The sequence below is a fragment of the Fibrella aquatilis genome (assembly GCF_017353255.1).
GTDB lineage: Bacteria > Bacteroidota > Bacteroidia > Cytophagales > Spirosomataceae > Fibrella > Fibrella aquatilis.
On the sequence record NZ_JAFMYU010000004.1, the window covers coordinates 12,842 to 36,481 of the forward strand.

General features: G+C 54.4%; 19 protein-coding genes. 12 read left to right on the forward strand and 7 right to left on the reverse strand.

What is annotated here, in order from left to right; all coding sequences use genetic code 11:
• Nucleotides 1-43 precede the first annotated feature (43 nt).
• Nucleotides 44-463 (forward strand): four helix bundle protein, encoded by a 420-nt coding sequence (locus J2I48_RS06260; RefSeq protein WP_229375852.1) that lies wholly within the window; start codon nt 44-46, stop codon nt 461-463.
• 51 nt (nt 464-514) lie between these two features.
• On the opposite strand, the gene J2I48_RS06265 is transcribed toward J2I48_RS06260, so the two are convergent.
• Nucleotides 515-1,369 carry a fumarylacetoacetate hydrolase family protein gene (locus J2I48_RS06265; protein WP_207334559.1) on the reverse strand — a complete coding sequence of 285 codons (855 nt, stop codon included), beginning with the start codon at nt 1,367-1,369 and terminating at the stop codon, nt 515-517.
• 87 nt (nt 1,370-1,456) lie between these two features.
• Here J2I48_RS06265 and J2I48_RS06270 point away from each other — a divergent pair, with 87 nt between their 5' ends.
• Nucleotides 1,457-2,209 (forward strand): SDR family oxidoreductase, encoded by a 753-nt coding sequence (locus J2I48_RS06270; RefSeq protein WP_207334560.1) that lies wholly within the window; start codon nt 1,457-1,459, stop codon nt 2,207-2,209.
• A 118-nt stretch (nt 2,210-2,327) separates the two neighbouring features.
• Entirely contained in the window at nt 2,328-4,181 is a 1,854-nt protein-coding gene (locus J2I48_RS06275; RefSeq protein ID WP_207334561.1) for a cellulase family glycosylhydrolase, read from the forward strand.
• 79 nt (nt 4,182-4,260) lie between these two features.
• Here the strand turns inward: J2I48_RS06275 and J2I48_RS06280 are convergent, their stop codons facing one another.
• Entirely contained in the window at nt 4,261-5,034 is a 774-nt protein-coding gene (locus J2I48_RS06280) for an SDR family NAD(P)-dependent oxidoreductase (protein WP_207334562.1), read from the reverse strand.
• 122 nt (nt 5,035-5,156) lie between these two features.
• Nucleotides 5,157-6,821, reverse strand: coding sequence for a UxaA family hydrolase (locus tag J2I48_RS06285; protein ID WP_207334820.1), 1,665 nt, complete (start codon nt 6,819-6,821; stop codon nt 5,157-5,159).
• Nucleotides 6,822-6,973: 152 nt separating this feature from the next.
• Here J2I48_RS06285 and ade point away from each other — a divergent pair, with 152 nt between their 5' ends.
• The 3 genes from ade to J2I48_RS06300 all read left to right on the forward strand — a co-directional run bounded on the left by ade (nt 6,974) and on the right by J2I48_RS06300 (nt 10,839).
• Nucleotides 6,974-8,635: an adenine deaminase gene (ade, locus tag J2I48_RS06290; protein WP_207334563.1), complete on the forward strand. Its 1,662-nt coding sequence runs from the start codon at nt 6,974-6,976 to the stop codon at nt 8,633-8,635.
• Between the two features lie 168 nt (nt 8,636-8,803).
• Nucleotides 8,804-9,391: an RNA polymerase sigma factor gene (locus J2I48_RS06295; RefSeq protein ID WP_207334564.1), complete on the forward strand. Its 588-nt coding sequence runs from the start codon at nt 8,804-8,806 to the stop codon at nt 9,389-9,391.
• A 176-nt stretch (nt 9,392-9,567) separates the two neighbouring features.
• Nucleotides 9,568-10,839: a replication-associated recombination protein A gene (locus tag J2I48_RS06300; RefSeq protein ID WP_207334565.1), complete on the forward strand. Its 1,272-nt coding sequence runs from the start codon at nt 9,568-9,570 to the stop codon at nt 10,837-10,839.
• A gap of 17 nt (nt 10,840-10,856) precedes the next feature.
• Here J2I48_RS06300 and J2I48_RS06305 read toward each other — a convergent pair whose 3' ends face one another.
• A complete protein-coding gene (locus tag J2I48_RS06305) occupies nt 10,857-12,194 on the reverse strand; it encodes a DUF11 domain-containing protein (RefSeq protein ID WP_207334566.1) in 1,338 nt (445 codons plus the stop codon).
• A gap of 4,012 nt (nt 12,195-16,206) precedes the next feature.
• Here J2I48_RS06305 and rsmA point away from each other — a divergent pair.
• The 3 genes from rsmA (at nt 16,207) to J2I48_RS06320 (ending at nt 19,348) form a co-directional block, all read left to right on the forward strand.
• The gene (rsmA, locus tag J2I48_RS06310; protein WP_207334567.1) at nt 16,207-17,016 is read left to right on the forward strand and encodes a 16S rRNA (adenine(1518)-N(6)/adenine(1519)-N(6))-dimethyltransferase RsmA; all 810 of its coding nucleotides are present in this window, start codon (nt 16,207-16,209) and stop codon (nt 17,014-17,016) included.
• A 112-nt stretch (nt 17,017-17,128) separates the two neighbouring features.
• Entirely contained in the window at nt 17,129-18,481 is a 1,353-nt protein-coding gene (gene mgtE, locus J2I48_RS06315; protein WP_207334568.1) for a magnesium transporter, read from the forward strand.
• A 21-nt stretch (nt 18,482-18,502) separates the two neighbouring features.
• Nucleotides 18,503-19,348 carry an MBL fold metallo-hydrolase gene (locus tag J2I48_RS06320; RefSeq protein WP_207334569.1) on the forward strand — a complete coding sequence of 282 codons (846 nt, stop codon included), beginning with the start codon at nt 18,503-18,505 and terminating at the stop codon, nt 19,346-19,348.
• Between the two features lie 9 nt (nt 19,349-19,357).
• Here the strand turns inward: J2I48_RS06320 and J2I48_RS06325 are convergent, their stop codons facing one another.
• Nucleotides 19,358-19,879: a hypothetical protein gene (locus J2I48_RS06325; RefSeq protein WP_207334570.1), complete on the reverse strand. Its 522-nt coding sequence runs from the start codon at nt 19,877-19,879 to the stop codon at nt 19,358-19,360.
• Nucleotides 19,880-20,176: 297 nt separating this feature from the next.
• Here J2I48_RS06325 and J2I48_RS06330 point away from each other — a divergent pair, with 297 nt between their 5' ends.
• From J2I48_RS06330 to J2I48_RS06340, 3 genes are all read left to right on the forward strand, one after another.
• Nucleotides 20,177-20,494: a YbjQ family protein gene (locus J2I48_RS06330; protein ID WP_207334571.1), complete on the forward strand. Its 318-nt coding sequence runs from the start codon at nt 20,177-20,179 to the stop codon at nt 20,492-20,494.
• A 16-nt stretch (nt 20,495-20,510) separates the two neighbouring features.
• Complete coding sequence (locus J2I48_RS06335; RefSeq protein ID WP_207334572.1) at nt 20,511-20,981, forward strand: group II truncated hemoglobin; 471 nt, start codon at nt 20,511-20,513, stop codon at nt 20,979-20,981.
• A 151-nt stretch (nt 20,982-21,132) separates the two neighbouring features.
• On the forward strand, nt 21,133-22,356 hold the full coding sequence (locus J2I48_RS06340; RefSeq protein WP_229375854.1) for a hypothetical protein: 1,224 nt from the start codon (nt 21,133-21,135) through the stop codon (nt 22,354-22,356).
• Nucleotides 22,357-22,424: 68 nt separating this feature from the next.
• On the opposite strand, the gene J2I48_RS06345 is transcribed toward J2I48_RS06340, so the two are convergent.
• Both J2I48_RS06345 and J2I48_RS06350 read right to left on the reverse strand, forming a co-directional pair.
• On the reverse strand, nt 22,425-23,006 hold the full coding sequence (locus J2I48_RS06345; protein ID WP_207334573.1) for an SGNH/GDSL hydrolase family protein: 582 nt from the start codon (nt 23,004-23,006) through the stop codon (nt 22,425-22,427).
• 181 nt (nt 23,007-23,187) lie between these two features.
• The gene (locus tag J2I48_RS06350) at nt 23,188-23,361 is read right to left on the reverse strand and encodes a DUF1059 domain-containing protein (RefSeq protein ID WP_207334574.1); all 174 of its coding nucleotides are present in this window, start codon (nt 23,359-23,361) and stop codon (nt 23,188-23,190) included.
• Nucleotides 23,362-23,640 lie beyond the last annotated feature (279 nt).

Consider the following 23,640-nt stretch of genomic DNA (forward strand, 5'->3'; position numbering starts at 1 on the left):
AATCCTTTACACTAGATTTGAATGATTTAACCACCGTATCATAATGCACAACTTTAAGGAACTTAGGATATGGCAGCAAGCCATGGATATTGCTCGTTTCTCTTACCAAATCACCAAAGAATTTCCTCGTGAAGAAGTTTTTGGACTCACATCACAAATGAAGATATCTTCTGTTTCAATACCATCTAACATTGCAGAGGGGTGTGGCAGAGGAACAAACGCCCAACTAATTCATTTTTTAGACATTTCAATTGGATCTTCCTGCGAATTGGAAACGCAAATTATCCTGGATAAAGATTTTGATTTTTGTTCGAAAGAAAAGTTTGACCAATGGACAAGTCAAGTAAATTCCTTCCAGCGTCAGACCCGCGTATTTAGAGAACGCCTGGCCAAAAACAACTTTGAGGACGTTGGAAAATGGATGATAGACGTTGGATATTGGACACTGGACTACGTTAAGTAACTTATAACCAGCGTTCAATGTCCAATGTCCAGCATCCATTATCCAACGTCCTCATTCATAAGACACCGCCATCTGCTGCTGCTCACCCAGCCCCTCGATGCCCAGGGTTACTACGTCGCCGGGCTTCAAGTAGCGGGGTGGTTTAAAGCCCAGGCCAACACCAGAGGGAGTACCGGTGGAGATGACATCGCCGGGAAGCAGGGTCATGAATTGGCTGATGTAACTGACGAGGGTGCGTACGTCGAAAATCATATCGTCGGTGTTTGAGTCCTGGAGTTTTTCGCCGTTTACGCTTAGCCAGAGGTTCAAGGCATTGGGGTTAGAAACTTGGTCTGCCGTGACCAGGTAGGGACCCAGCGGCGCGAAGGTGTCGCAGCCTTTGCCTTTGTCCCACTGCCCGCCGCGCTCCAGTTGAAATGCCCGTTCGCTGTAGTCGTTCAGCACGGCATAGCCTGCCACATAGTCCAAGGCATCGTCAAGCGCCACGTAGCTCGCCCGCTTGCCAATGACCACGGCCAATTCCACTTCCCAGTCGGTCTTTTCAGAGCGCTTGGGTATCACCACATTGTCGTTGGGTCCGCAGAGTGAGGTGGTGGCTTTGAAAAACAAAATCGGCTCTGCGGGGGGCGTAGCCCCGGTTTCGGCGGCGTGTTTGGCGTAGTTGAGGCCCACGCAAATGATCTTCGACGGGCGTTTCAAACAGGGGCCAAAGCGCGAATCAGCGGGCACGTCGGGGCAGTGGGGTGCGTGGGCGGTGAGCCAATGCGCCAGGCGGGCGGGGCCGTCGGTCTCGAAAAATGTTTCGTCAAAATCGCCTCCAAAATGCGTCACGTCGATGTGGCGACCATCGGGCAGCAGCACGCCGGGGTGTTCGTGGCCGTCGGGGCCAAAGCGGAATAGTTTCATAGGGAAACAAAGCAACTAAGCCGGAAAAGATACCGCTACACGCTCAGACTCCATAACCTACTTCATACCGCCACTTGTTTTACCGGCATGGATAAGAAAACCGTCATCATCACCGGAGCCGGGCAGGGTATTGGCCGCGCTACCGCCGAGTTTTTGCTCAATCACGACTACGCTGTTTCGATCTGGGAAAACAACCCCGACGCCCTCGCCGAAGTACAAACCGAACTGGCCGCAGCCCTCCCCGACGCGCAGTTTCTGCGCTGCGACGTATCGGACGAAAAGTCGGTTAAAAAGGCCGTTTCCGATACGGTAAAGCACTTTGGCCGCATCGACGCACTTATCAATAACGCGGCCGTGATGCAGGAAAAATCGCTTGACGAACTGACTTTTGCCGAATGGAACGAGGCCATTGGTGTGAACCTGTCGGGGGCTTTTCTGTGCGCCAAATACGCCGTGCCGCACCTGCGCGAAAACCGGGGGACCATTATCAGCCTTTGCTCAACGCGGGCGTTCCAGTCTGAGCCAGACACGTTTGGTTATTCGGCCTCGAAGGGCGGCATTTTTGCTCTCACGCACTCGCTCGCCATGAGTCTCGGCCCTGATGTACGCGCCAACTGCATCAGCCCCGGCTGGATCGACGTGTCGGGCCTGAAAACCGGCCACCCGGACGCGGAAAAACTCAGCACCGCTGACCACAGCCAACACCCCGCCGGGCGCGTGGGTCGCCCCGCCGACATTGCCCGGATGATCCTGTTTCTGCTCGACGATGCCAACGATTTTATTACCGGACAGAACTTCATCATCGACGGCGGCATGACCCGAAAAATGATCTATGTGTGACGTCCCACTACTCCATTCACCTGACCGGATACGTGATAACCTATTGGATTATAAAGCCGAATTCATAGATTTAGCATAAGCACGCCGGTTGGTGTTGCCGTCCTAAATCGACGTTGTTATGATACGCTTTACCACTCGTTTTAGCCTGATTAGTGCGCTTTTTTTAAGCGTATTCAGCGGCCTGATGGCCCAATCACCAACGCCTGTTGCGGCCAATGGGCAGCTTAAAGTACTGAACCGGCAACTTTGTAATGCGGCGGGCAACCCCGTTCAACTGCGGGGTATGAGTTCGCATGGTCTGCAATGGTTTGGCAACTGCTATTCGCAGGCATCGGTGCAGGCCCTCGCTACGCAGTGGGGTGCCGACGTTTTCCGGGCCGCCATGTACGTAGACGAAGGCGGCTACCTGTCGAACAAAACCGGCATTCAGGCGCAGGTTGATCAGCTGGTCGATTGGACCGGGCAGGCGGGCATTTATTGCATCATCGACTGGCACGTGCTTAACCCCGGCGACCCAAATGTGCATCTGAGCGACGCCAAAGCATTTTTTGGGGCAAATGCGCAGAAACACGCGGGCAAAAAACACGTCATCTACGAAATCTGCAACGAACCCAACGGCGTAGACTGGAACACCGTAAAAGCCTACGCCGACCAGGTTATTCCCGTCATTCGCCAATACGACAGTCAGGCCATTATCCTGGTTGGTACCCCCACCTGGTCGGGTACGCCCGGCGACGTGCGGGCTAATCCTCTGACGGGTGCCAACGCCGCCAACGTGCTTTACACGTTCCACTTCTACGCCGGGTCGCACTACACGCAAGCGTATATGGACGACGTGATGAAGACGCTGCCCATTTTCGTGTCGGAATGGGGCACAAGCAATTATTCGGGCAATGGCGGCAACGATTACACCAACGCCCAAAAGTGGCTGGACCTGTTTGCCGGGCAAAACACGTCGGGTCAGAAAGTGAGCTGGTGCAACTGGAGTTTCGCCGACAAAGCCGAATCGTCGGCGGCGTTGAACCCCGGTGCGTGTGGCAACGGCGGCTGGAACAACACCTCCGAGTCGGGTACGTGGGTGAAAAATCACCTGCTCAGCCCCGCCGATAGCTGGGCTACCACCACACCGCCCCCGCCGGGTAATCAAGCTCCCACGGTGGCCCTCAGCAGCCCGGCCAACAACGCCACGTTTACGGCCCCCGCCACCGTTGCTCTAACCGCCAACGCCGCCGATGCCGACGGTACCGTTGCCAAAGTCGAGTTCTTTAGCGGAGCCACGAAACTGGGGGAAAGCCTCGCCACACCCTACGCCTACAACTGGACTAACGTAACGGCGGGCACCTATGCCCTCACGGCCAAAGCCACTGATAATAAAGGCGCTACGACTACGTCGGCCACCGTCACGATCACCATAAAATCCGGCAGTACCCCGCCCCCGCCGCCACCCACCGGCGATCTGCTTGGTGCCGACTGTGCCCGGATTAATGACATAAAAAGCTATACGTTGAGCGCGGCGAAGATGACCAATGCCACGGCCTTTTCATGGTGGGTAAACGGGTCTACGCAGAGCATCACGCCCACGCAGCCGGGGCGGGCCACCATCAATTTCGGACCGTCGTTTACGGGTGGGCAGGTGTGCGTGGGGGTCAACTATTCGGTGTCGCCCTGGTATCAGCAGATTTGCAAATCGGTAACGGTTTGTGCGCCCGGTGCCCGCATCGCCGCCGCCGAAACAGCCGACAACGTGGTCTACCCCAACCCTACCCGCGACCAGTTTTCGTTCACCACCGAACGCTCCGTACAGGCCATGACCGTGGTTGACCTGACCGGGAAAACCCATCTGCGCCTCGGCACGGCCAAAGCCGACCAGACTATTACTTTCGGCGAGACACTGCCAAGCGGCGTGTATGTGCTTCGTATTCAATACGATACGCAGCGCCAGCGCACCGTGAAGCTGTTAAAAAGTGAATGATCACCACCCGCAACGGCGGACCGCCCCTCCCCCCTCCTTGGTAAGGAGGGGGAGGGGCGGTCCGCCGTTGCGGGTGGTACTACGTACTCAGCCGTACCACGCCGCCGTCGATGGGGTAGTCGCAGCCGGTGACGAAACCCGCCTCGTCGGAGCAGAGGTAGAGGGCCAGGGCGGCAATCTCGTCGGGGGTACCCATGCGGCCAATGGGTTGTGCTTTTGCCAGTTTGTCGAACATCTCGGCCTCCTTGCCAGCATAGTTTTTGGCAATAAACCCATCCACAAACGGCGTATGCACCCGCGCTGGGCTGATGCAGTTGCAGCGGATGTTGTGAGGCAAATAATCTTTGGCCACCGACAGCGTCATGCTCAGCACGGCACCTTTGCTCATAGAATAGGCAAAACGGTCGTTCAGACCCAGCGTGGCAGCAATGGAAGCCATATTTAGGATCACCCCGCCACCCGCAGCCCGCATATGGGGCAAGATGGCGTTCAGACAGTTATATACGCCCTTCACGTTCACCGAAAATACCCGGTCAAAGTCGGCTTCGGTGGTGGTCTCGGCGTTGCCGATGTGGGCAATACCAGCGTTGTTGACCAGTATATGTACCGGTCCTTCGCCGGCTATCTCACCGATCACACGCTGCACGTCGGCCTGATCCGTCACGTCGACGGCATGGAGCGACACACCACCAGCATTGTGGCTAATAGCGGTAAAGAGGGTCTCTGGGTTATCCATTGACCGGTCCAGCACATGCACGTGCGCCCCGGCCTGCACAAACGCCCGGCAAATAGCTAGCCCAATGCCACTAGCCCCACCCGTCACGATGGCTGTCTTGTTTTGAAGTGAGAACATGAATGTGATTTACGACTTACGATGTACGATTTACGATTTGTTGCTGACGCACGAATATTGCTAATACGAAGATTCGTGCGTCAGCAACAAATCGTAAATCGTACATCGTAAGTCGTAAATTTTTAAAGGGAAACCCCCCGTTTCCAGGGGATGAAATCGTTTTGTCCGAGTTGTTCGGCTTTGGTCAGGTAGGTGCCGGAGGCCAGGCCAATGAGCCAGTCGAGGAGGGCGTCGCCGTTTTGTTCAATGGTCTGCTCACCGCGAATGATCGGGCCGCTGTCGAAGTCAATTACGTCGGGCATCCGGGTTTGTAGGGCGGTGTTGGTCGATATTTTTACGACGGGACAAATAGGGTTGCCCGTGGGGGTGCCCAGGCCCGTGGTAAACAAGATCAGGTTAGCCCCCGACCCCGCCATGCCCGTAGTGGCTTCCACGTCGTTGCCCGGTGTACAAAGCAGATTCAGACCCGGCGCGGTGATCGGTTCGGCGTAATCGAGCACGTCGGCCACCCAGGCTAGCCCCCCCTTCTTGGCCGCCCCCGCCGACTTGATGGCGTCGGTGATCAGCCCGTCTTTGATGTTGCCGGGCGAGGGGTTCATGTCGAACCCCGACCCGGCGGCTTCGGCCTGGGCGGCGTAGGTTTCCATCAGGCCAATGAACTTCTCGGCCTGGGCATCATCGCGCATCCGGTCGATCAGGTTTTGTTCGGCCCCGCAGAGTTCGGGAAATTCGGCCAGCACCGTGCGCCCGCCCAACGCCCCCAGCACGTCGGACAAATGCCCGATGGCGGGGTTGGCCGACAGACCCGAAAATCCGTCGGACCCACCGCATTTCAGTCCTACACATAGCTGACTCAGGGGCGCGGGCTGCCGCTCGATTTTGTTTATGTCAATCAGGTGCAGAAACGTTTCTTTAATGGCCTGCGAGAGCATATCGTACTCGGTACCGGCCTGTTGCTCATAAATCAGCATGGGCTTTTTGCCGTGCGGATTCTGGCGTTTTACGGCGTGGACGAGCATGTCGCCCTGTAAGTGCTGGCACCCCAGGCTTAGCACGGTAGCGCCGGCCACGTTGGGGTTGTTGATGTAGCCCGCCAGCAATTCGCACAACATGGCCGAATCTTGTCGGGTGCCGCCGCAGCCCATCTCGTGGGTCAGGAATCGGATACCATCCACGTTTTTGAAGGGCCTTTCGGGGGCCTGCGTCAGCGTTTTGTTCTGCTCGGCATCTACAAAGGGCTGCATCTTTTTGATCACTTCGATCTGCCCATGCTGGTAAAGGTGCAACAGTTCACGCACCTGATCGCGGTAGCGGTCGGTTTGACCGTAGCCCAGTTCGCGCTCAAAGGCCTCTTTCATCATCAGCACATTGCGGTTTTCACAAAACACCAGCGGAATCACGAGCCAGTAGTTGCGCGTACCCACCCGGCCGTCGGCGCGGGGGTAGCCCATAAAGGTTTTTCCGGCGAACGCCGATACGTCAGGGGCCTCATACGTATAGGGGTGGCGTTTGTCAATGCCATAGGCATCGGCCTCGTGTTTGAGGTTGAACGTAGTGATCATTTCGCCCCGCGCAATGGGCTGCGTGGCCCGCCCCACCGTAACGCCATACATCCGCACGGGGTCGCCGGGCTGGCGGTCTTCGGTCATGAATTTGTGCTTGGCGCGGGCACCATTGGGCAGCGTATAAGTTTCTGCCCCCAGCGACACCTGCCCACCAGCGGGCAAATCTTGGAGCGCCACAATCACATTGTCGGTAGACTGTAATTTAAGAATCTGGTCTGGCATGGGCATGAAGATTGCCTGAATAAGACTATTGGTAAAAAAGCAGTGGGCCAGTTTGGTATACCTACTGTTACGTAGGCTAAAACTTTACGGTTTCGTTTGGTTATCTACCAGCCAATGTAAACATTTGACTTCCGAACCCCACCCATCTGTATATGCTTACGGCCAACATTCTGAATTTATTCGATAAGTCGATCTATTATGGAACCATCCACCTCGACCACGGCCGTATTCTCCGCATTGACCGCCTCGGCCCCGAACGGCCCGAAGAGCCTTATATCCTGCCCGGCTTCATCGACGCCCACGTCCATATAGAAAGTTCGCTGCTGACACCCGCTCAGTTTGCCCGGCTGGCGGTGGTGCATGGTACGATAGCCACGGTGTCGGACCCCCACGAAATTGGCAATGTGCTGGGCGTACCGGGCGTGGAATATATGCTGGCCGACGGCCAGCGCACACCGTTTAAATTCTGCTTTGGGGCACCCTCCTGCGTACCCGCTACCACGTTTGAGACCGCCGGGGCCGTTATCAGCGTGAAAGACGTGCGTTATTTGCTTGGCCTGCGCGACATTGGCTATCTGGCCGAGATGATGAATTTCCCCGGTGTGCTGAATGAAGACCCCGACGTAATGATGAAGATCGCGTACGCCAAAGCCTTCAGCAAGCCCGTGGATGGCCATGCCCCCGGCCTGCGCGGCAACGATGCTCAACGCTACATCGACGCGGGCATTGAAACCGACCACGAATGCACCACCTACGACGAAGGTCTCGACAAAGCCCGGCGGGGCATGAACATCCTGATTCGGGAGGGTAGCGCGGCCAAAAACTTCGATGCCCTCATTCCACTCATCGACGAGTTTCCACAGTTGGTCATGTTCTGTTCTGACGACAAACACCCCGATACACTGGCCGAAGGACACATTAACCAGCTAGTTGTCAGAGCTATTACGGCGGGTTATAACCGCTGGAACGTGTTGCGGGCCGCCTGTATCAACCCTATTTTGCACTACCGCCTCAACGTGGGTCTTCTCCGCGAAGGCGACCCCGCCGACTATATTGTGGTGGCTGACCTGACCAGCTTCCGAGTGCTCGAAACCATCATCAACGGAAACATCGTGGCTCAGCACGGGCAGTCGCTCCTGCCCGACCTGCGCTCTGAGTACGTGAATCAGTTTGCCTGTTCGCCCAAAGAACCAGCCGATTTCTGGGTACCTGCCCACCGCCCCTACGGTCAGCTACGGGTGATCGAAGCCATTGATGGTCAACTCATTACCAATGAATTGCACCTGGACGGAACCGTCCGGAACGGTGCCTACGTGGCCGACCCTAGCCGTGATCTGCTCAAGATTGCCGTGGTCAATCGCTACACCGATGCCCCGGTATCGGTTGGTTTCATCAAAAATTTCGGATTAAAACACGGAGCCATTGCCTCGTCGGTGGGGCACGATTCGCACAATATCACGGCCGTGGGTTGCGACGATGACAGCCTTTGTCATGCCGTCAATGCGGTGATTATGGCGCGGGGAGGCCTGTCGGCGGTCGATGTGGTGAGTCAAGATAGTACAGTATTACACATCAAAAAGCTGTTGCCCCTGCCCGTGGCGGGCCTCATGACCGACGTAGACGGCTATGACGTGGCTGCGCAATATGCCGAACTTGACCACTTTGTGAAACATACGCTGGGCAGTACGCTGGGCGCGCCCTTTATGACGCTTTCGTTTATGGCACTGCTGGTTATCCCCTCATTGAAATTAAGCGACAAGGGTCTATTCGACGGGCAGCAGTTCAAATTCACGCCGCTAACTCTGGCTAAGTAGACGTCTTTTTGTCACAGAGAGCAACCTAATTCTGTACAATTCTTTCCATCTATTGCGCTATTTGTACATTGTTGAATTCAGGTACTATTTTTTTGTACTTTCCCTATAGATATAAACGCACCGATACTAAGTTTACGGTGAACTCTCAACTAACTCATTCATAAAACAATGGCCCGTCAGCGCAATACGCCCAAAATCGACGAAGTTAAACTGTGGGATGAATTCAGAGGTGGCGATCAGTCTGCCTTTGCTCTACTCTATCAGGAATACGTCAATGTGCTTTTTCATTATTGCGTTCACTTTTCGCCCGACCGGGCACTGATCAAAGACTGTATTCACGACCTGTTTGTGGAACTCTGGCGGCACCGGCAAAATATTGGTCCTACTACGTCGGTCCGGTTCTACCTGATGGCTTCCATCAAACGGAAACTCGTTCGTCACATCACCGCCGACCAGAAATTCTGCAACCCCGATGACCTGCGCCCCGGCGAAGGCTTCACCGACAGCGACCGGTCGCACGAGATGACGCTGGTGCACATTGAAGAAGAGACACACATCAACGATTGCCTGGGCCGCGCCATGGAACGCCTGCCCCGCCGTCAGCGTGAGGCCGTTTACCTGAAGTTCTACGAGAACATGGGTAACGAAGAGATCTCGAAGATGATGAATATCAATATCCAGTCGGTCTATAACCTGATCTTCGGTGCCCTCTGCAACCTTAAAAAGCACGTTTCTACAGACAATGTGCTGCTATAATGTAGAGCCAAGAGGTGAGAGGCAAGAGACAAGATAGCATCTGTCCGCAAACAAAGTCTTATTTCTTGCTTCTCATCTCTTGCTTCTCATTTTGACTCTTTGCTCTATTCCTAAATCTCCCTTGCGGGGCCAGCGGTTCGACCGACTGGCCCCGTTCGTTTTGGTACCTTTGTGGTATGAATACAGCCACGATTCCCCTGCCCGAACGGATTCGGCCACGCACGCTGGACGAGGTGATTGGACAACGAAAGCTGATTGGTCCCGGCGGGTCACTGCGCATGGCCGTGGCGTCGGGGCGGTTGCCATCCATGATCTTGTGGGGCCCACCCGGCGTGGGCAAAACCACCCTGGCCCTGCTCCTGGCCGAGGCCGTAAAACGCCCATTTGTGGCCCTCAGCGCCATCAATGCCGGGGTAAAAGAGATCCGCGACGTGCTGGCCCGGCCCTCCGGTATGTTCCCGCCCGTGGTGTTCATCGACGAGATTCACCGGTTTAACAAAGGGCAGCAGGACGCCTTGTTGGGGGCCGTAGAAAAAGGGCAGATCACGCTCATTGGGGCCACCACCGAGAACCCGTCGTTTGAAGTAAATGGTGCCCTGCTCTCCCGCTGTCAGGTCTACGTGCTGGAGGCCCTGGACCGCGACGACCTGGTGCTACTCGTGGACCGGGCACTGCGAAATGATACGGTATTAAAACAACGCCCGGTGCGTATGGAGCAGTACGACGCGCTGTTGCGGCTGTCGGGTGGTGATGGTCGAAAGCTGCTTAACCTGCTTGAGTTGGTCGTGTTGAACCACGTCGGCACCGACGAACTGGTCGTCACCGACGAGTATGTCACGAGCGTGGCGCAGCAGAACATTACCCGCTACGACAAGTCGGGCGAGCAGCATTACGACATCATTTCGGCGTTTATCAAATCGCTGCGCGGCTCGGACCCCAACGCGGCGCTCTACTGGATGGCCCGGATGCTGGTGGCGGGCGAAGACCCCGTTTTCATTGCCCGGCGGATGCTGATCCTGGCGTCGGAAGACATTGGCAATGCCAACCCCACGGCTCTGATTATGGCCACCGAAGCCATGCAGGCGATCCGCGTGATCGGCATGCCCGAAGGCCGCATCATTCTCTCGCAGGTGGCGGTGTATTTGGCCACGTCGCCGAAGAGCAACGCGAGCTACGTGGCTATTGACGCCGCAATGGAATTGGCCTCAACAACGGCCCACCTGCCCGTGCCGCTGCACCTACGCAACGCCCCTACCAAGCTGATGAAGCAGTTGGACTACGGCAAAGGCTACCAGTATGCCCACGATTACAACGGCAATTTCAGCCAGCAGAACTACCTCCCCGACGAGCTGGAAGGCCACAAACTCTATGAACCCGGCCAAAACCCGCGCGAAAACGATATCCGCAAAACCCTCCGCGCCTGGTGGGGCGAGTGGTATGGGTACTGACTAGTTCACTAATCCTCTTACCGCACTCGTACCAGCACACCCGCCTCGTCAAGTTCGCCATTTTGGTAGCCATTGCCGGGGGTGGCGTTACTGACGGGTTCGGCCACGTCGAGGACTTGCGCCTGCACCGCGCCGTTGCCTGTGCTTACCTGCACGGGCAGCACCAGTACCGTTTGCCCATTGGGGGCCAGTTGGTTCACGTAGGCTTTCACGGTTTGCCCGCTGACAATAAAACCCGTGCTGTTGGTCAGTTGCCAACCTGCAGGCAGCAGCGTTTGCACCACCAGGTTGTTGGCCGTGGCCCCACCCCGGTTACCCACCGCCAGGCTTAGGCTGATCACGTCGCCAGCTTTAGGGGTCAGGCTACTGCTCCGTAGGGTCAGCGACAGTTCCACGGCCGTAAGCGACACCGGGGGCTGGTTGACCTGCACACGCGGCAACGGCACCTGATTAGGGTTGGCCGACGCCACCAGCGCTCCTCCGGCATCGACGGTACGGAGATCAACCGAGGCCACGTCGTCCTGCCCGTCGCCGGTGCCGGAGTTGGGTTGGCTGTCGGGGTCAGGCGTGGTGGTATTGACCACCTGGGCGGCGGTGAAGAACATGCCCGGCTGGGTAATGCGCAGGCGATAGGTTATTGTGGTGGTCATACCCACCGGTACCGTGCCCACATTACCGCCCACCACACCATTGACTGCACTGACCCCCGGCGAACTGGCATCGATAAACTCAACGCCAGCCGGTAATCGGCTCGAAACCTGCACATTATCGGCCTGTTGCGGACCCGCGTTGGTCACCAGCAATGAATAGGTAACGACGTCATTGACCCGTGGTGTCCGACTGCTGACCTGCGCCGCCAACGACACGTCGGCCTGCCCCGACCCCACCGTTACCGTGGCCTGCCCCACCGCCGTACCCGTTCCGCAGGCATTCTCAATACCCACAATAGAATAGGACGAAGTAGCCATGGCCGTCACCGACAGCAGGTACGGGTTCAGGTACGTATTCTGCACCGACTGCCCATTACTCAACGTAAACGACCACGGCGCAGGCCCTGTAAACGCTACCGGCAATTGAACCGCCTGCCCCGTATTTACCAGCGCATTACCCGTTAACGTAGCCGCAGTTGGTTCACCAATTTTGATCTCGACGGGGTCGGATTCACGCCAACACCCATCGTAAGTGTAGGCGATAGTATATCTGCCCGATTCCGATGGATAATAGATATAGCTGGTTTCATCAGGAATATCAACACCATTGCGTCGCCACTGTCCTGGAGAACCTTCGTAAGACCTGAGCGCAACTACCGTGTTAAGGCATCGTTGCGCTGGAGTGGGCAGAATACTTGGTTTCATATGTTGGCCAACCGTAACCGACACCGGACGAGACATACCATCACAAGCCCCGTTTGTTATAGAAACACTATATACACCTGATTGATAAGCGTATAAATCCCTATTCGTCACTCCTGACAGCAGCAGGCCGTTTCTATACCATTGGTACTGATATGGGTTTGGAGTGTAATCATCAACGTACATATAGGCGTATCTACAGCCAATAAACGATGACCTTATCATTGGCTTAATCTGATTGTTGAACGTGAAGGATAGCGGGTTAGAAGTAGACGAACATGATCCCGCCGCTACTTTTACAGTATAAATGCCCGTGGAAGAGAAGCTGTAAGTTTGCGACGTTTCACCTGGCAAATCAATTCCATCCTTCTGCCACTGATAATTACTCACCAAGGATTGGGCGGCAATCCAACGTGTCTCTCCCACACAAACATTCATGTTGACATTATTGGGGTACCATGCCCTAACAGTCAATCGATCTGACAGAGCAATCTTGATTGGATTACTCACTGTTTCGCAGGTGCCGACTTTCACTTTAACTGTGTACACACCCGGCTCATTAGCATAAACTGAAAGACCATTTTGTCCAGCGAGTAGCAAACCATCTCGGTACCACTGAAGCACCGAATTACTTGCTCCCTTGAAGGTGATTGGTGTAGCGTATGGACGACAAATAGTAGTGTCAGTGCACTGGATCTCAGCTAAAATAGCACTGCTAAATTGAAGATTAATCCGTTGTGACATACCCCGGCATGTACCTAAACTAAAGGAGTACGAATAAGCACCTGTTTGGTTAGCTTGATAAAGAGACAGACTGGCGTTTGGTATGATTACGCCATCTTTCATCCACTGTATAGTAGCGTTCTCTCCAAAATAGCTTGCCCCAATAGTCAATGTCTGGTTAACACACTGAGGTGATGTGTCAGGTGTTTCCAAATAAGGCTGGGGTGCTGTCGAATACCTTAAAGAATAGCCGTTAACAATTCTTATACAACCGTTTCGTGAGAGTACCACGCCATATGTACCTGCTTGCTGTGCCAGCAATGTTGCCGATGTAGCACCACTGATTTGTTGTCCATTAAATGTCCATTGATACGAATCGATTGTTGCTGGCGTACCATTATAACTACGCAAGGAAGTAGACGATAATACCGCCACATCACCTGGGCATAACGTTCCTCCTGAAACCGTTGCTATACGCCTGTCTTTGATGCCACCCGTGGAAATATCTCCGATTGATAATGAGATTTCGTTGGCCGATATAAGTGCAGGATCAGTTGACACCACTCTGAGCTTGTAAGCAGGACTATCTAGGTTAGGGGGAATTTGGGCCGTTAAGGTTGTACTGGTCCCTGTTGTGAGCACCAAAGGATTACTAAAATTACCGGCGGCGTCTGACAACAATAATTTAAACGTATTGCTCCCAGAGGCAACGCTTCCAACTAGTGAGAATGAAACAGTTATAGAACTGTTGGCACATATACTTACGGCTAATGCAGAAGTAACAGATAGGTAAGGAACCGCTAATGCATTGGTCTCGAAAATGCCTCGGCCAGCAGTGGCAGCCAATAAGCGACCATCAGAGGCACGATAAGAGAGTTGAGAGATCTTAAGTAGTCCTAAACCCGCGCTACTCAACGTCCAGCCGGGGTTAGTAGCTGTAATGTCGTTGCTAGACCAAATTCCCAGGTCTGTTCCCAGAATCACTTGTTTCCTATTTTGTGGGTTGAACATCCCCATCCGTACTGGTACATCGGGTAGCCCTGATCCAGCCGCGTCTTTACTTACCCAAGTGGCTCCACCATTGTTTGTATACCACACCGATGAGGCACCATAATTTGCAAGGGTGACCAACAATTCATTATCACTGGCCCCTATGTCAATGCTTGAAACAGAAAGATATTGTTGTGGGAAGAATCCCCTTCCAACAATGGTTGTGGCTGTAGGTACTGTCTGAGAGAGATTCGTGTATTTTACAATTGCGCACTTATCATAGCCAATAAACAGGCTATTCTGATTAGTACCTAGTTTTAAAAAATAAGCGTTTTCAGGAAGTAAAAATTTCGAATAGTTAACTGTTCCACCGATGCCTGTATACCGCCTAACCTCTTCAGAAATATCAGAGTAATGAACTGTGTATAGAATGTTATTCTGACTATCATATTCCGCCTGCTGGGTGTACGGAATACCATTTGGGAGTAGTTGAGTAACTGTATTTCCGTTATACCTATACCATGTGCTACCGTCTCCTATTAACTGTATTTCAGGTTCATTTGTATCGATAATTAGTCTCTCTGGATTACTATTCCCATCGTAGTTAGGATAGGGTAAAAGCGTTACTTCGCTTAATCCACTAGCGGTAAGAGAAAATGGCCCAATTCCAAACGTTGAGCTTAATAGGTAATCATTGCTAGGAATTCCCTTCATCGCCACATTATATATGGCTCCCACCCGATATCCCTTGTTACGTTTGACAACGGTTGGATTAACCTGGCTAGTGGCTGTGTGCCAGTTTGATGTCCAATTAGCGCCAAGGCTGGTAATCAAAACTGCGTTATTTACACTTCCTGGCTGAAAAATTAAGCTGAACTGAGCCACATCCGCGTTAGTATTACCAAACAGAGTAGCCCAAGATGAGCCACCGTTCGTTGATAAATACCAAGCGGTTTTAAAGCCTCCTGCTACATAAATTCTGTCTGGATCAGACGGATCAACAACTAAGGAAATGCAGTAGTCACCCCTACCATTAGTGAAGTGAGAGGGTGGGCCGGATACGCCAAACGATGGAATAGCAACTGATACCCAGGTCATCCCGTCATCAACACTCTTACGAAACCATCGAACATCCTGGGTATATTCCGCATTGCTTTCTGCTGCCATCGCTGCATAGATTACTTGTCCAGAGCCAGCGGTCGACGGCGCAAGGGCTAATTCTGTACGAACGCCATCTGTTGAATTTCCCATTGGAGAAATCTCAGTCCAGCTTGTACCTGCTGATGTTGTTGACTTAAAAATCTGACCCTGCATAAACGCAGCGTATAGGATGCCACTACTACTGATTTCTAGATCAAAAGCTACATCGTATGTGCTGACCGGTGGACTGCTACTTCCAATACCCCGGCTGGGAGCCAGCACATATGACCACGTTGTGCCACCATCCACAGAGCGAAGAATCCCATTGGCTGTGGCCGCGAAAACATGCCCATTGCTATTAACAGCTAATCGTTGCGTATAGTAGAAGCTGTTCTTAGTGGAGAGATCTATATCATCAGGTATCGTTGCTGGAAGCCTTGACCATGTCTGGCCACCATTGGTGGTTTTCCAAATGCCACCTCCGGGTAAACTGTTAAACCACAAATAGCGTCCTGTGCCAGCATACATCACCTGCGGATTAGAAGGATCAGCAGCCAGACAAATCACAGCCGTATTTTCCCAATCATCGCTCACACATGTCCAGGGGGTATTTATGTCCGTAATATCATTTGTATACCAAAGGCCGCCCATTGGACCGCCGATCCACACTTTCTTATGTGCGGCATCATTAGGATCAAAAAGGGCTGTATAGGTACGCCCTCCGGCGTTGCTGGGGCCGCGCTCCTGCCAGGTCATGCCGGGGATGGCGGAAGCGGTGCTGAGGTTGCCCGATTTCTGTAATTTGAAAATTCGTTCGCGCTCCTGCGCCAGACGTTCGTAGGGCACCCGGCCCAGCGCGGGGTCTATTGTACTGCGATCTTCAGCCTCTTGCTGTCGGCCCGGCGTGTCGCGGGGATCAGATGTGTAGGAGAAGGGCGTTGTGGTTTGAGCGAAACCCTGAACGGCGAATAGGCAGGTACAGAGCAAAGTTATGCTCCAACGAAGAACAGTATAAATACGCATCAGGCAGAGGTGAGTGGGCAGGTATATATAATCAGGTGACAATATAGATCATATGTCGCTCATCTTACAGAGTACGTTCCTTACTGCTGCAAATAATATGGCGACTTTCCCCTACAGGGCTTATGCGTACCTTTGCGGCATGAAATCCCACCGCCCCGGCGACGCCAACTACGTTAAGCCCAAGAAACACTTAGGCCAGCATTTTCTGACCGACATGAGCGTGTCAGCGCGTATTGCCGGGCTGCTCAGCGGCCACGGCGGCTACCGCAACGTGCTCGAAATTGGCCCTGGAACGGGCGTACTGACACAGTTTCTGCTTCAGAATGATCAGATTGACCTCGACGTGGTCGAGATCGATACCGAGTCGGTGGCGTACCTGAAAAAGAACATGCCGCAGCTTAACGGACATATCATCGAGGGTGATTTCCTGCAAATGGAGTCGGCGCAGTTGTACGGCGACACCCAGGCCAAGTTTGCCGTAATCGGCAACTTCCCGTACAATATCTCCAGCCAGATTTTCTTCAAGGTGCTCGAAATGCGCGACCGGGTGCCCGAAGTGGTAGGCATGTTGCAGCGCGAAGTGGCTGAGCGCCTCGCCTCCTGCCCCGGTGGCCGCGACTACGGCATCCTGAGTGTTTTTCTGCAAGCCTGGTATGACGTCACCTATGAATTTACCGTTGGCCCGGAGGTGTTCAACCCACCGCCCAAAGTGCATTCGGGCGTGATCCGCTGCCGCCGTAACGACAAGACTGACCTGGGCTGCAACGAACGCGGGTTCATTATGGTGGTCAAAGCCGGGTTCAACCAACGCCGCAAAACCCTGCGCAACGCCCTGAAGCCCTTGGGCATACCCGAAGCCGCCGCCGAGAGTCCCTACATGGACAAACGCGCCGAGCAACTATCCGTGGCTGATTTCGTCACGCTCACCCTGCTGATGGACAGAGGTTAACACGCGAGGACAACGCGGGCACGGAACAGGCCCAGGCAAACGGGCGTTACCTGATCAGTACATTGCCCGCCGTTATTGATCCAGTTATCGTACCGCTTCTCCCGCCGACATCATGACTTTTGAGCTGACCAAAGACTATCTCGACCGGATTCAGACGGCTATCGACGTCGGCGACGAGACCACGCTCCGTGCCGAGATGGACGAGTTGTACCCGGCCGATATTTCGGGAATTCTTTATGAGTTAGAAACCGAGTCGGCGCGGTACCTGCTCAGCTTACTCGACCGGGGCGTAGGGGCCGAAATCCTGGCTAACCTCGACGAGTCAGACCGGAGCAAATTCATCGCTTCGTTTACCTCTGCCGATCTGGCCCCCTTCGTAGACCGCATGGACTCCGATGATGCCGTGGATTTGCTCAACGAGCAGTCTGTTCAGGTGCGCGAAGAGGTAATTGGCCTGCTGGAAGACCGCGAACAAGCCCGCTTCATCATCGACCTGCTGCACTACGACGAAGACGTGGCCGGGGGCCTGATGCAGAAGGAGTTGGTGAAGATTAACGTCAACACCAACGTCAATCAGTGCATTGAAGAAATCCGGCAGCAGGCCGAAAACGTCGAGAAAGTCTACGCCGTGTATGTGGTGGATGATGCGGGTAAGTTGCTTGGTTTCGTCTCGCTGAAGAAGATCGTGCTGGCCCGGAAATACGCCAAGATCGCCGATATCTACGAGGCCGACGTAGTGTCGGTAGAGACCTACCGTCCGGTGGAAGAGGTAGCCGAGATCATGCAGAAGTATGACCTCGACGCCATTCCGGTGGTCAACGTGCAGGGCCGGTTGCTGGGCCGCATCACCATCGATGACGTGGTGGACGTGATTACCGAACAAGCTGAAGACGATTTACAAGCTATTTCCGGCCTGTCGGGCGAAGTAGAGGAAGATGACAGCATCTGGCTACGGGCCAAGGCGCAACTGCCCTGGCTGGTGGCGGGGGCGGCGGGTAGCCTCATGGCCGCCACGGTTATCAACGGTTTTCAGAGCGAGTTAGGCAAGGTGGCGGCGCTGGCCGCGTTTATCCCCATTATTGGGTCTACGGGTGGCAACGTGGGCATCCAAACCGCCTCGCTGATTGTGCAAAGCCTGTCTGATACCTCCGGCCTGACCGCTACACTGGGCCAACGCCTCTTGCGCACACTGCTACTGGCCCTGCTGAACGGAGCCGTGGTAGGCCTCATGGCGGGGTGCTACACCCTGCTCATCGGCGAACCGCGCCTATTTCCGGTGGTGGGGTTGTCATTGCTGGCCGTGGTCATGCTGGCTTCGTTTATGGGCACCATCACCCCACTCTTGCTCGACCGCATTGGTATTAACCCAGCGGTGGCATCTGGCCCGTTTATCACCACCGCCAATGACCTCATCGGCATTGGCGTCTACTTTCTCATCGCCGATTTTCTACTGGCCGAATTATAGCTTTCTAGCCCACTTTACCTCTTGCCCCTTTCTACTCGCGTTACTGGTTCGCTTCGGCATGGCCCCGTCCAGGGGTTTCAGGTTGGCTATTCGCGGTTGCCGTGGCCCCGGCCTATTCCGGTGTGGACGTATTATGTCGATGGCCTACTGATCGATACCGGGTCGCGGCAGATGCAGCGTGAGGTGCTGACCCACTATGCCTCCTACCCCATTGCGCAAATTGCGCTGACGCATTTCCACGAAGACCATGCCGCCAACGCCGCTGCCCTGGCCCGGCAGCACGGTTGCCCGGTGTATTGCGGCCCGGAAACGGCCCGGCTCATTGAACAGCCGTATCACCTGCTGCCCTACGAGCACTACTGGTTTGGCCCCATTGACCCCTGTTCGGCCAAGGTAGGGGTAACGGTGCTACCCACGTTTCCGGCCCCGCTTCAGACGGAGCATCACCGGTTTACCCCCATCCCTACGTTGGGCCATTCCGACGATCATTTTGTGTTGCTGGAACCCGATAAAGGCTGGCTCTTTTCGGGCGATTTCTACGTGGGCAACCTGCGGGTGTTCCGGCGGGGAGAGAACATTTACCAGCAGATCGAAGCCGCCCAGCAGGTGCTAACCCTCCCCTTCGACACGCTTTTTTGTGGCCATCGCCCCACGCTCACCAAGGGAAAAAGCGCCGTTCAACGCAAACTGGATTACCTGCAACGTATTGTCGATCAGTCGCTCACTGGTAATAAACAAGGCCTGTCAGAAGCCGCCATTGTGCGCAGTCTGGGTATGCGCGAAGACTGGTTCATGCGGGCTTTCACCAGCAACGACGTAGCCGTAACGTACCTGGTGCGGTCGGCATTAACCGACGGGCCGGTCTAGTTAATCCCATCACCGCCGCCAGCCGCCTTTGGCTTGTTGTTGCTGAAGGATCGCTGTCGTTTCGAGCTTGATGATGCCCGGATCGCGGGTCAGGATGTCGTGTACGATAGGCAATTTCCCCTCTTTTTTGGCCAGAAAAGCCTGCACAGCCGGGTGCTGCCGGGCGTTGGCCGCCAAAGACCATTTGGCGGTTTGCGCGGCCAGGAAAGGCATCAGATACGTTCGCTCGGCATCATAGCGGACAGCATTAGTCAGAATGCGACCAATGTAAGCAGTATCGCCGGTGGCGAAAAACGAAGCCCAGTACATGTCGTTTTGGCCGGGGCCAACGGGTTCTTCGGCATGGAGTGAGTCGATGGGGTGTTTGGCCAGAAAATCAAGCAGGCGTCTACCGTTTTCACCCATCGTGGACCGTTTGCCGTAGAAGGCTTTTTTAATGGTACTGTCCTGCTTGAACAACGCACCAAACCAGGCAATCAGCATGGGATAGTGGTTGGCCATAACGCCCGCTTCGTCCAGATGCGCCACCATAACAGGCACAAGCCGGGGGTCGTGGGTTGGGTTTGGTAGTAGGTATGTATGATTACGTTGGCAAGAGAATCAGTACTGGACTTAGCCTGTTGGGCCATTGATAGCGTAGCAACAGACAGTAAGGCAAATAGGAAAAGCGTTTTCATGACGAGTATTGGTTTGTCGGACAAAAGTGAAGCCCCGCTGCAGCCCGAACATTGACCGATATCAATTTCTGCTGAATCCTGCACCCAATGTTTGTCCTGCTTCCTGATGCCGTTTAGCGATATATTTGGTTCACGAATCAACCGCACGTTTATGCTTGTTACCACTACGTCTACGCTCGAGGGCAAACGCATTGTCAACTACATCGGTCTGGTCAATGGCGAGGCCATTATTGGGGCCAATCTGGTAAAAGATTTTTTTGCAGGCATCACCGACATCGTGGGTGGCCGGGCGGGGGCGTATGAACAAGGGCTGCGCGAGGCCAAGAGCATTGCCATCAAAGAAATGATTGACCAAGCCACGCGGTTGGGGGCCAACGCCATTATTGGCGTAGACCTTGATTATGAGTCACTTAACGGCACTATGCTCATGGTGTCGGCCAATGGTACCGCAGTTATTATTGAGGGTTAACCAATATCAACACGTTATGAAAACGATACCTACCTTATTTGACTGGGCGGGCGGCCAGGAAGCTCTGGAAAAGCTCACCCGCGTTTTCTACGAACGGGTAGCCGACGACGAACTGATCGGACCTGTTTTTGCGCACATGAGTCCTGAACATAGCAGGCACGTAGCCCATTTCATTGGTGAAGTTTTTGGTGGGCCAACCCTCTACACGCAGGCCGACGGTGGTAGTCATGCTAGCATGGTGGCACACCACATTGGAAAAAATCTTACCGAACCCCAACGTAAGCGCTGGATGCAACTATTACTCGACAGCGCCGATGCCATTGGCCTTGCCGACGACCCCGAATTCCGATCAGCCCTGGTTGGCTATCTGGAGTGGGGCAGTCGCCTTGCTGTGTTAAATTCGGCCGAGACTGAAAACCCCATTAGTAACCACGAACCCATGCCGCGCTGGGGTTGGGGTGAAACAAAAGGCCCCTACCAGCCATAGCTACAGAAGGGGTATTTCGTGCAATTAAATACTCTTTCTGTCCGATGAATTTTGTAGCCTGATTACCTGTTTTCTTTGTAGACTCGTCCCCCACCATACTCTCTGCATCGACAACCCAATTCATCACCTTAAGCCACCGTTTTACCCAACTATGCACGTAGCCATTCCGATCAGTTCCGATGGGGAGGAACCGATGGAGAATCAACCCATTACCTACACAACTACGACAAGAGAACGAGCCGAAGCCGCCAATGAGCGCTTCGACGAACTGGTTAAACAGTACCTCCGCGATTGGATCAGTCACGGTACGGTAACGCATTTATCCGACGATCTGTCCAGCGGTGACGCTGCGCATGACCTCGACGAATTTATTGAAACCGGTGCCCTGCGCAGTTTTTTCAAACACCACGACGACCCGCTGGCTCTGCTGCTGGCCCACGACGGCATTGCCGACCACCTGCTTCGTACGGGCTGCGACGTGTATTTTGAACCCGACGCCTACGAGCCGTTGCTGGCCAAATTCGAGCGGCGTATCTATAACCTGGCTGCCCACCGCGAACACCGCGAGGTACCGTTTCGCTATAGCCCTACCAGCCGACAAGGTGCTCACGGCGACTCCATTGGCTGGACAGACCTACCCCTCGACCATACCGTGCGGGAAGATATTGGTTACTATTTCGGCACGCGGCGATCTGACGAAACGGCCCTGAACATCTTGGCCCGGCAGCTGCATCGCGAAGCCGATCTGGCCCACGAAATGCCGGTCTACGCCATTACGGAAGGTTACATGCTGGAATCGTTGCAAGCCATAAAAACCGCTGCCGAATGTTTGCTAGCTACTGACAATGAACAGTTTCACTGTTTTGTCGTGCAACGCCGTCACGCGGCTAACGACCGCCATCTGGGGGCCGCGCTTGTCTTAATGCACCCCGCCCAGCCTCACACCCCACAGCGGGTTATTTTCTGCGACACGCTCTCGCCCAACGGCCAACCACCCTGGTGGAATACGTTTCGGAACACCGTCGACGCGGTGTTTCCGCAGCCTGAGGGAGCCGCGCCGGTATCGGACAGGCTGGAAGATGGCGCGCTGAACCTGCAACGGCTGCACGAGGGTGTACCCGTTCGGCATCAGGACATCGACTGCGCGTTTTACAGTGCCTCTATTGCCCGTGCCCTTATTCAGTTGGCCGTGCAATTTCCCGACCTGATCCTGAGTGGCTCTATGGAGGCCATCGTTCATGAAATGACCGCCCGTATGCCCGACTACTTCGTGGAAGCTAACATACCCAAGCCGCCCACTATAGTCCGCGAAATCAACGTAATCCGCCGCTGGAATACCGGCCGTGAAGCGCTGATGCAAATAAGTGGTAAGTGATGAGTGGTGAGAGGTAAGTCTGCTTACGCAAGAATGGATGCATCAGCAAACTTACCTCTCACCACTCATCACTTACCACTTATTTTCAATACCTCTCGCCAGCGTTTGTAGCCAGTTGTGTTTAGGTGCAGGCCGTCGGCTTCGTAGAGGGTCATGTCGGGCTTGCCGTTGGGGGTGAGCATGGCGTTAGTAGCGTCAACAAACTGAAAACCAGCTCGTTGCCTAATAGCCAAGGCAATAAACTGGTTCGCCAGCCGGATAGGCTCCACGATATGCCAGCGGGCGGGGCTTGGTTTTATGGAGAGAAACGTGACCGGAACGCCCGGTAGCTGCCGCTCAATTTTCTCAGCCAGGGCATTGAAAAACAGGCATACTTCTTCAGGCTGTCGGCCTTCGCCGAGGTCATTATCTCCGGCATAGAGCACCAGGGCACGAGGCTTAGCAGGGGGCACCAGTCGCTCGAAATGCCAGGCGCAGGCTGCCAGCGTGGCCCCGCCAAACCCCAGATTAAGAGGTTGCTGGTCGGGAAAGTCGGTTTCCAGGGTGGTCCATAGCCGAATCGATGAGCTACCGTAAAAGACGGTGCCACCCGGCGTATTTGTCCGTGCTTTTGTTTCCAACGCACGAACTTCTTCGTCAAACAAATTCATATTGACAACCTAACCCGCCACCCAGGGCAACAGGTTCAGCCATTGGTCTACTAAACTAACCGATTTAGTAGCGACACAAAGGCGTGAACTGATTATACGGGCAAAAAAGTGGGGGGAGTTTGTGGTTGGGCAAATCCTGTTTTTACAAGAAAGCCTTGATGAAGGTAGTTAGGCAACTGCTTTAAGCTTCTTGCCGAATAAGTGTTTTCAACCCTGCGGCCAGTTCGGGAGTGACCGTTACGCCGTGTACCGTGCTAGCGTGTTCAGCGGCCTGGGCGAGCACTTCCTCGTCGGTTTCGGCCTGGATTTGGGCAGTACAATCGAAGCCGGCATCGCGGCACTTGAGCGTTTTCATGGTGGTTTGTATGTTAGGCAACTGCTCTACCTTGCTATTTCATGCGGTGTAATACAACTGATTAGGGCCAACTATGTAGCAGATCCCACTTGTTACTGGCATCGCTGAGTACAAACTGCCCTTGTTCGATGGCCATATCGCCCAATTCTTCGAGCAAAAGTGGCCTCGAAGGCATCGCTGCAGCGACGAAGTTGCTGCTCGATAGGCTTGCCCTGCGTTTGCATGGTATGTATGGTTTACGGGGCAGACATCGGTCAACTCAGACACGACAAATGTTGG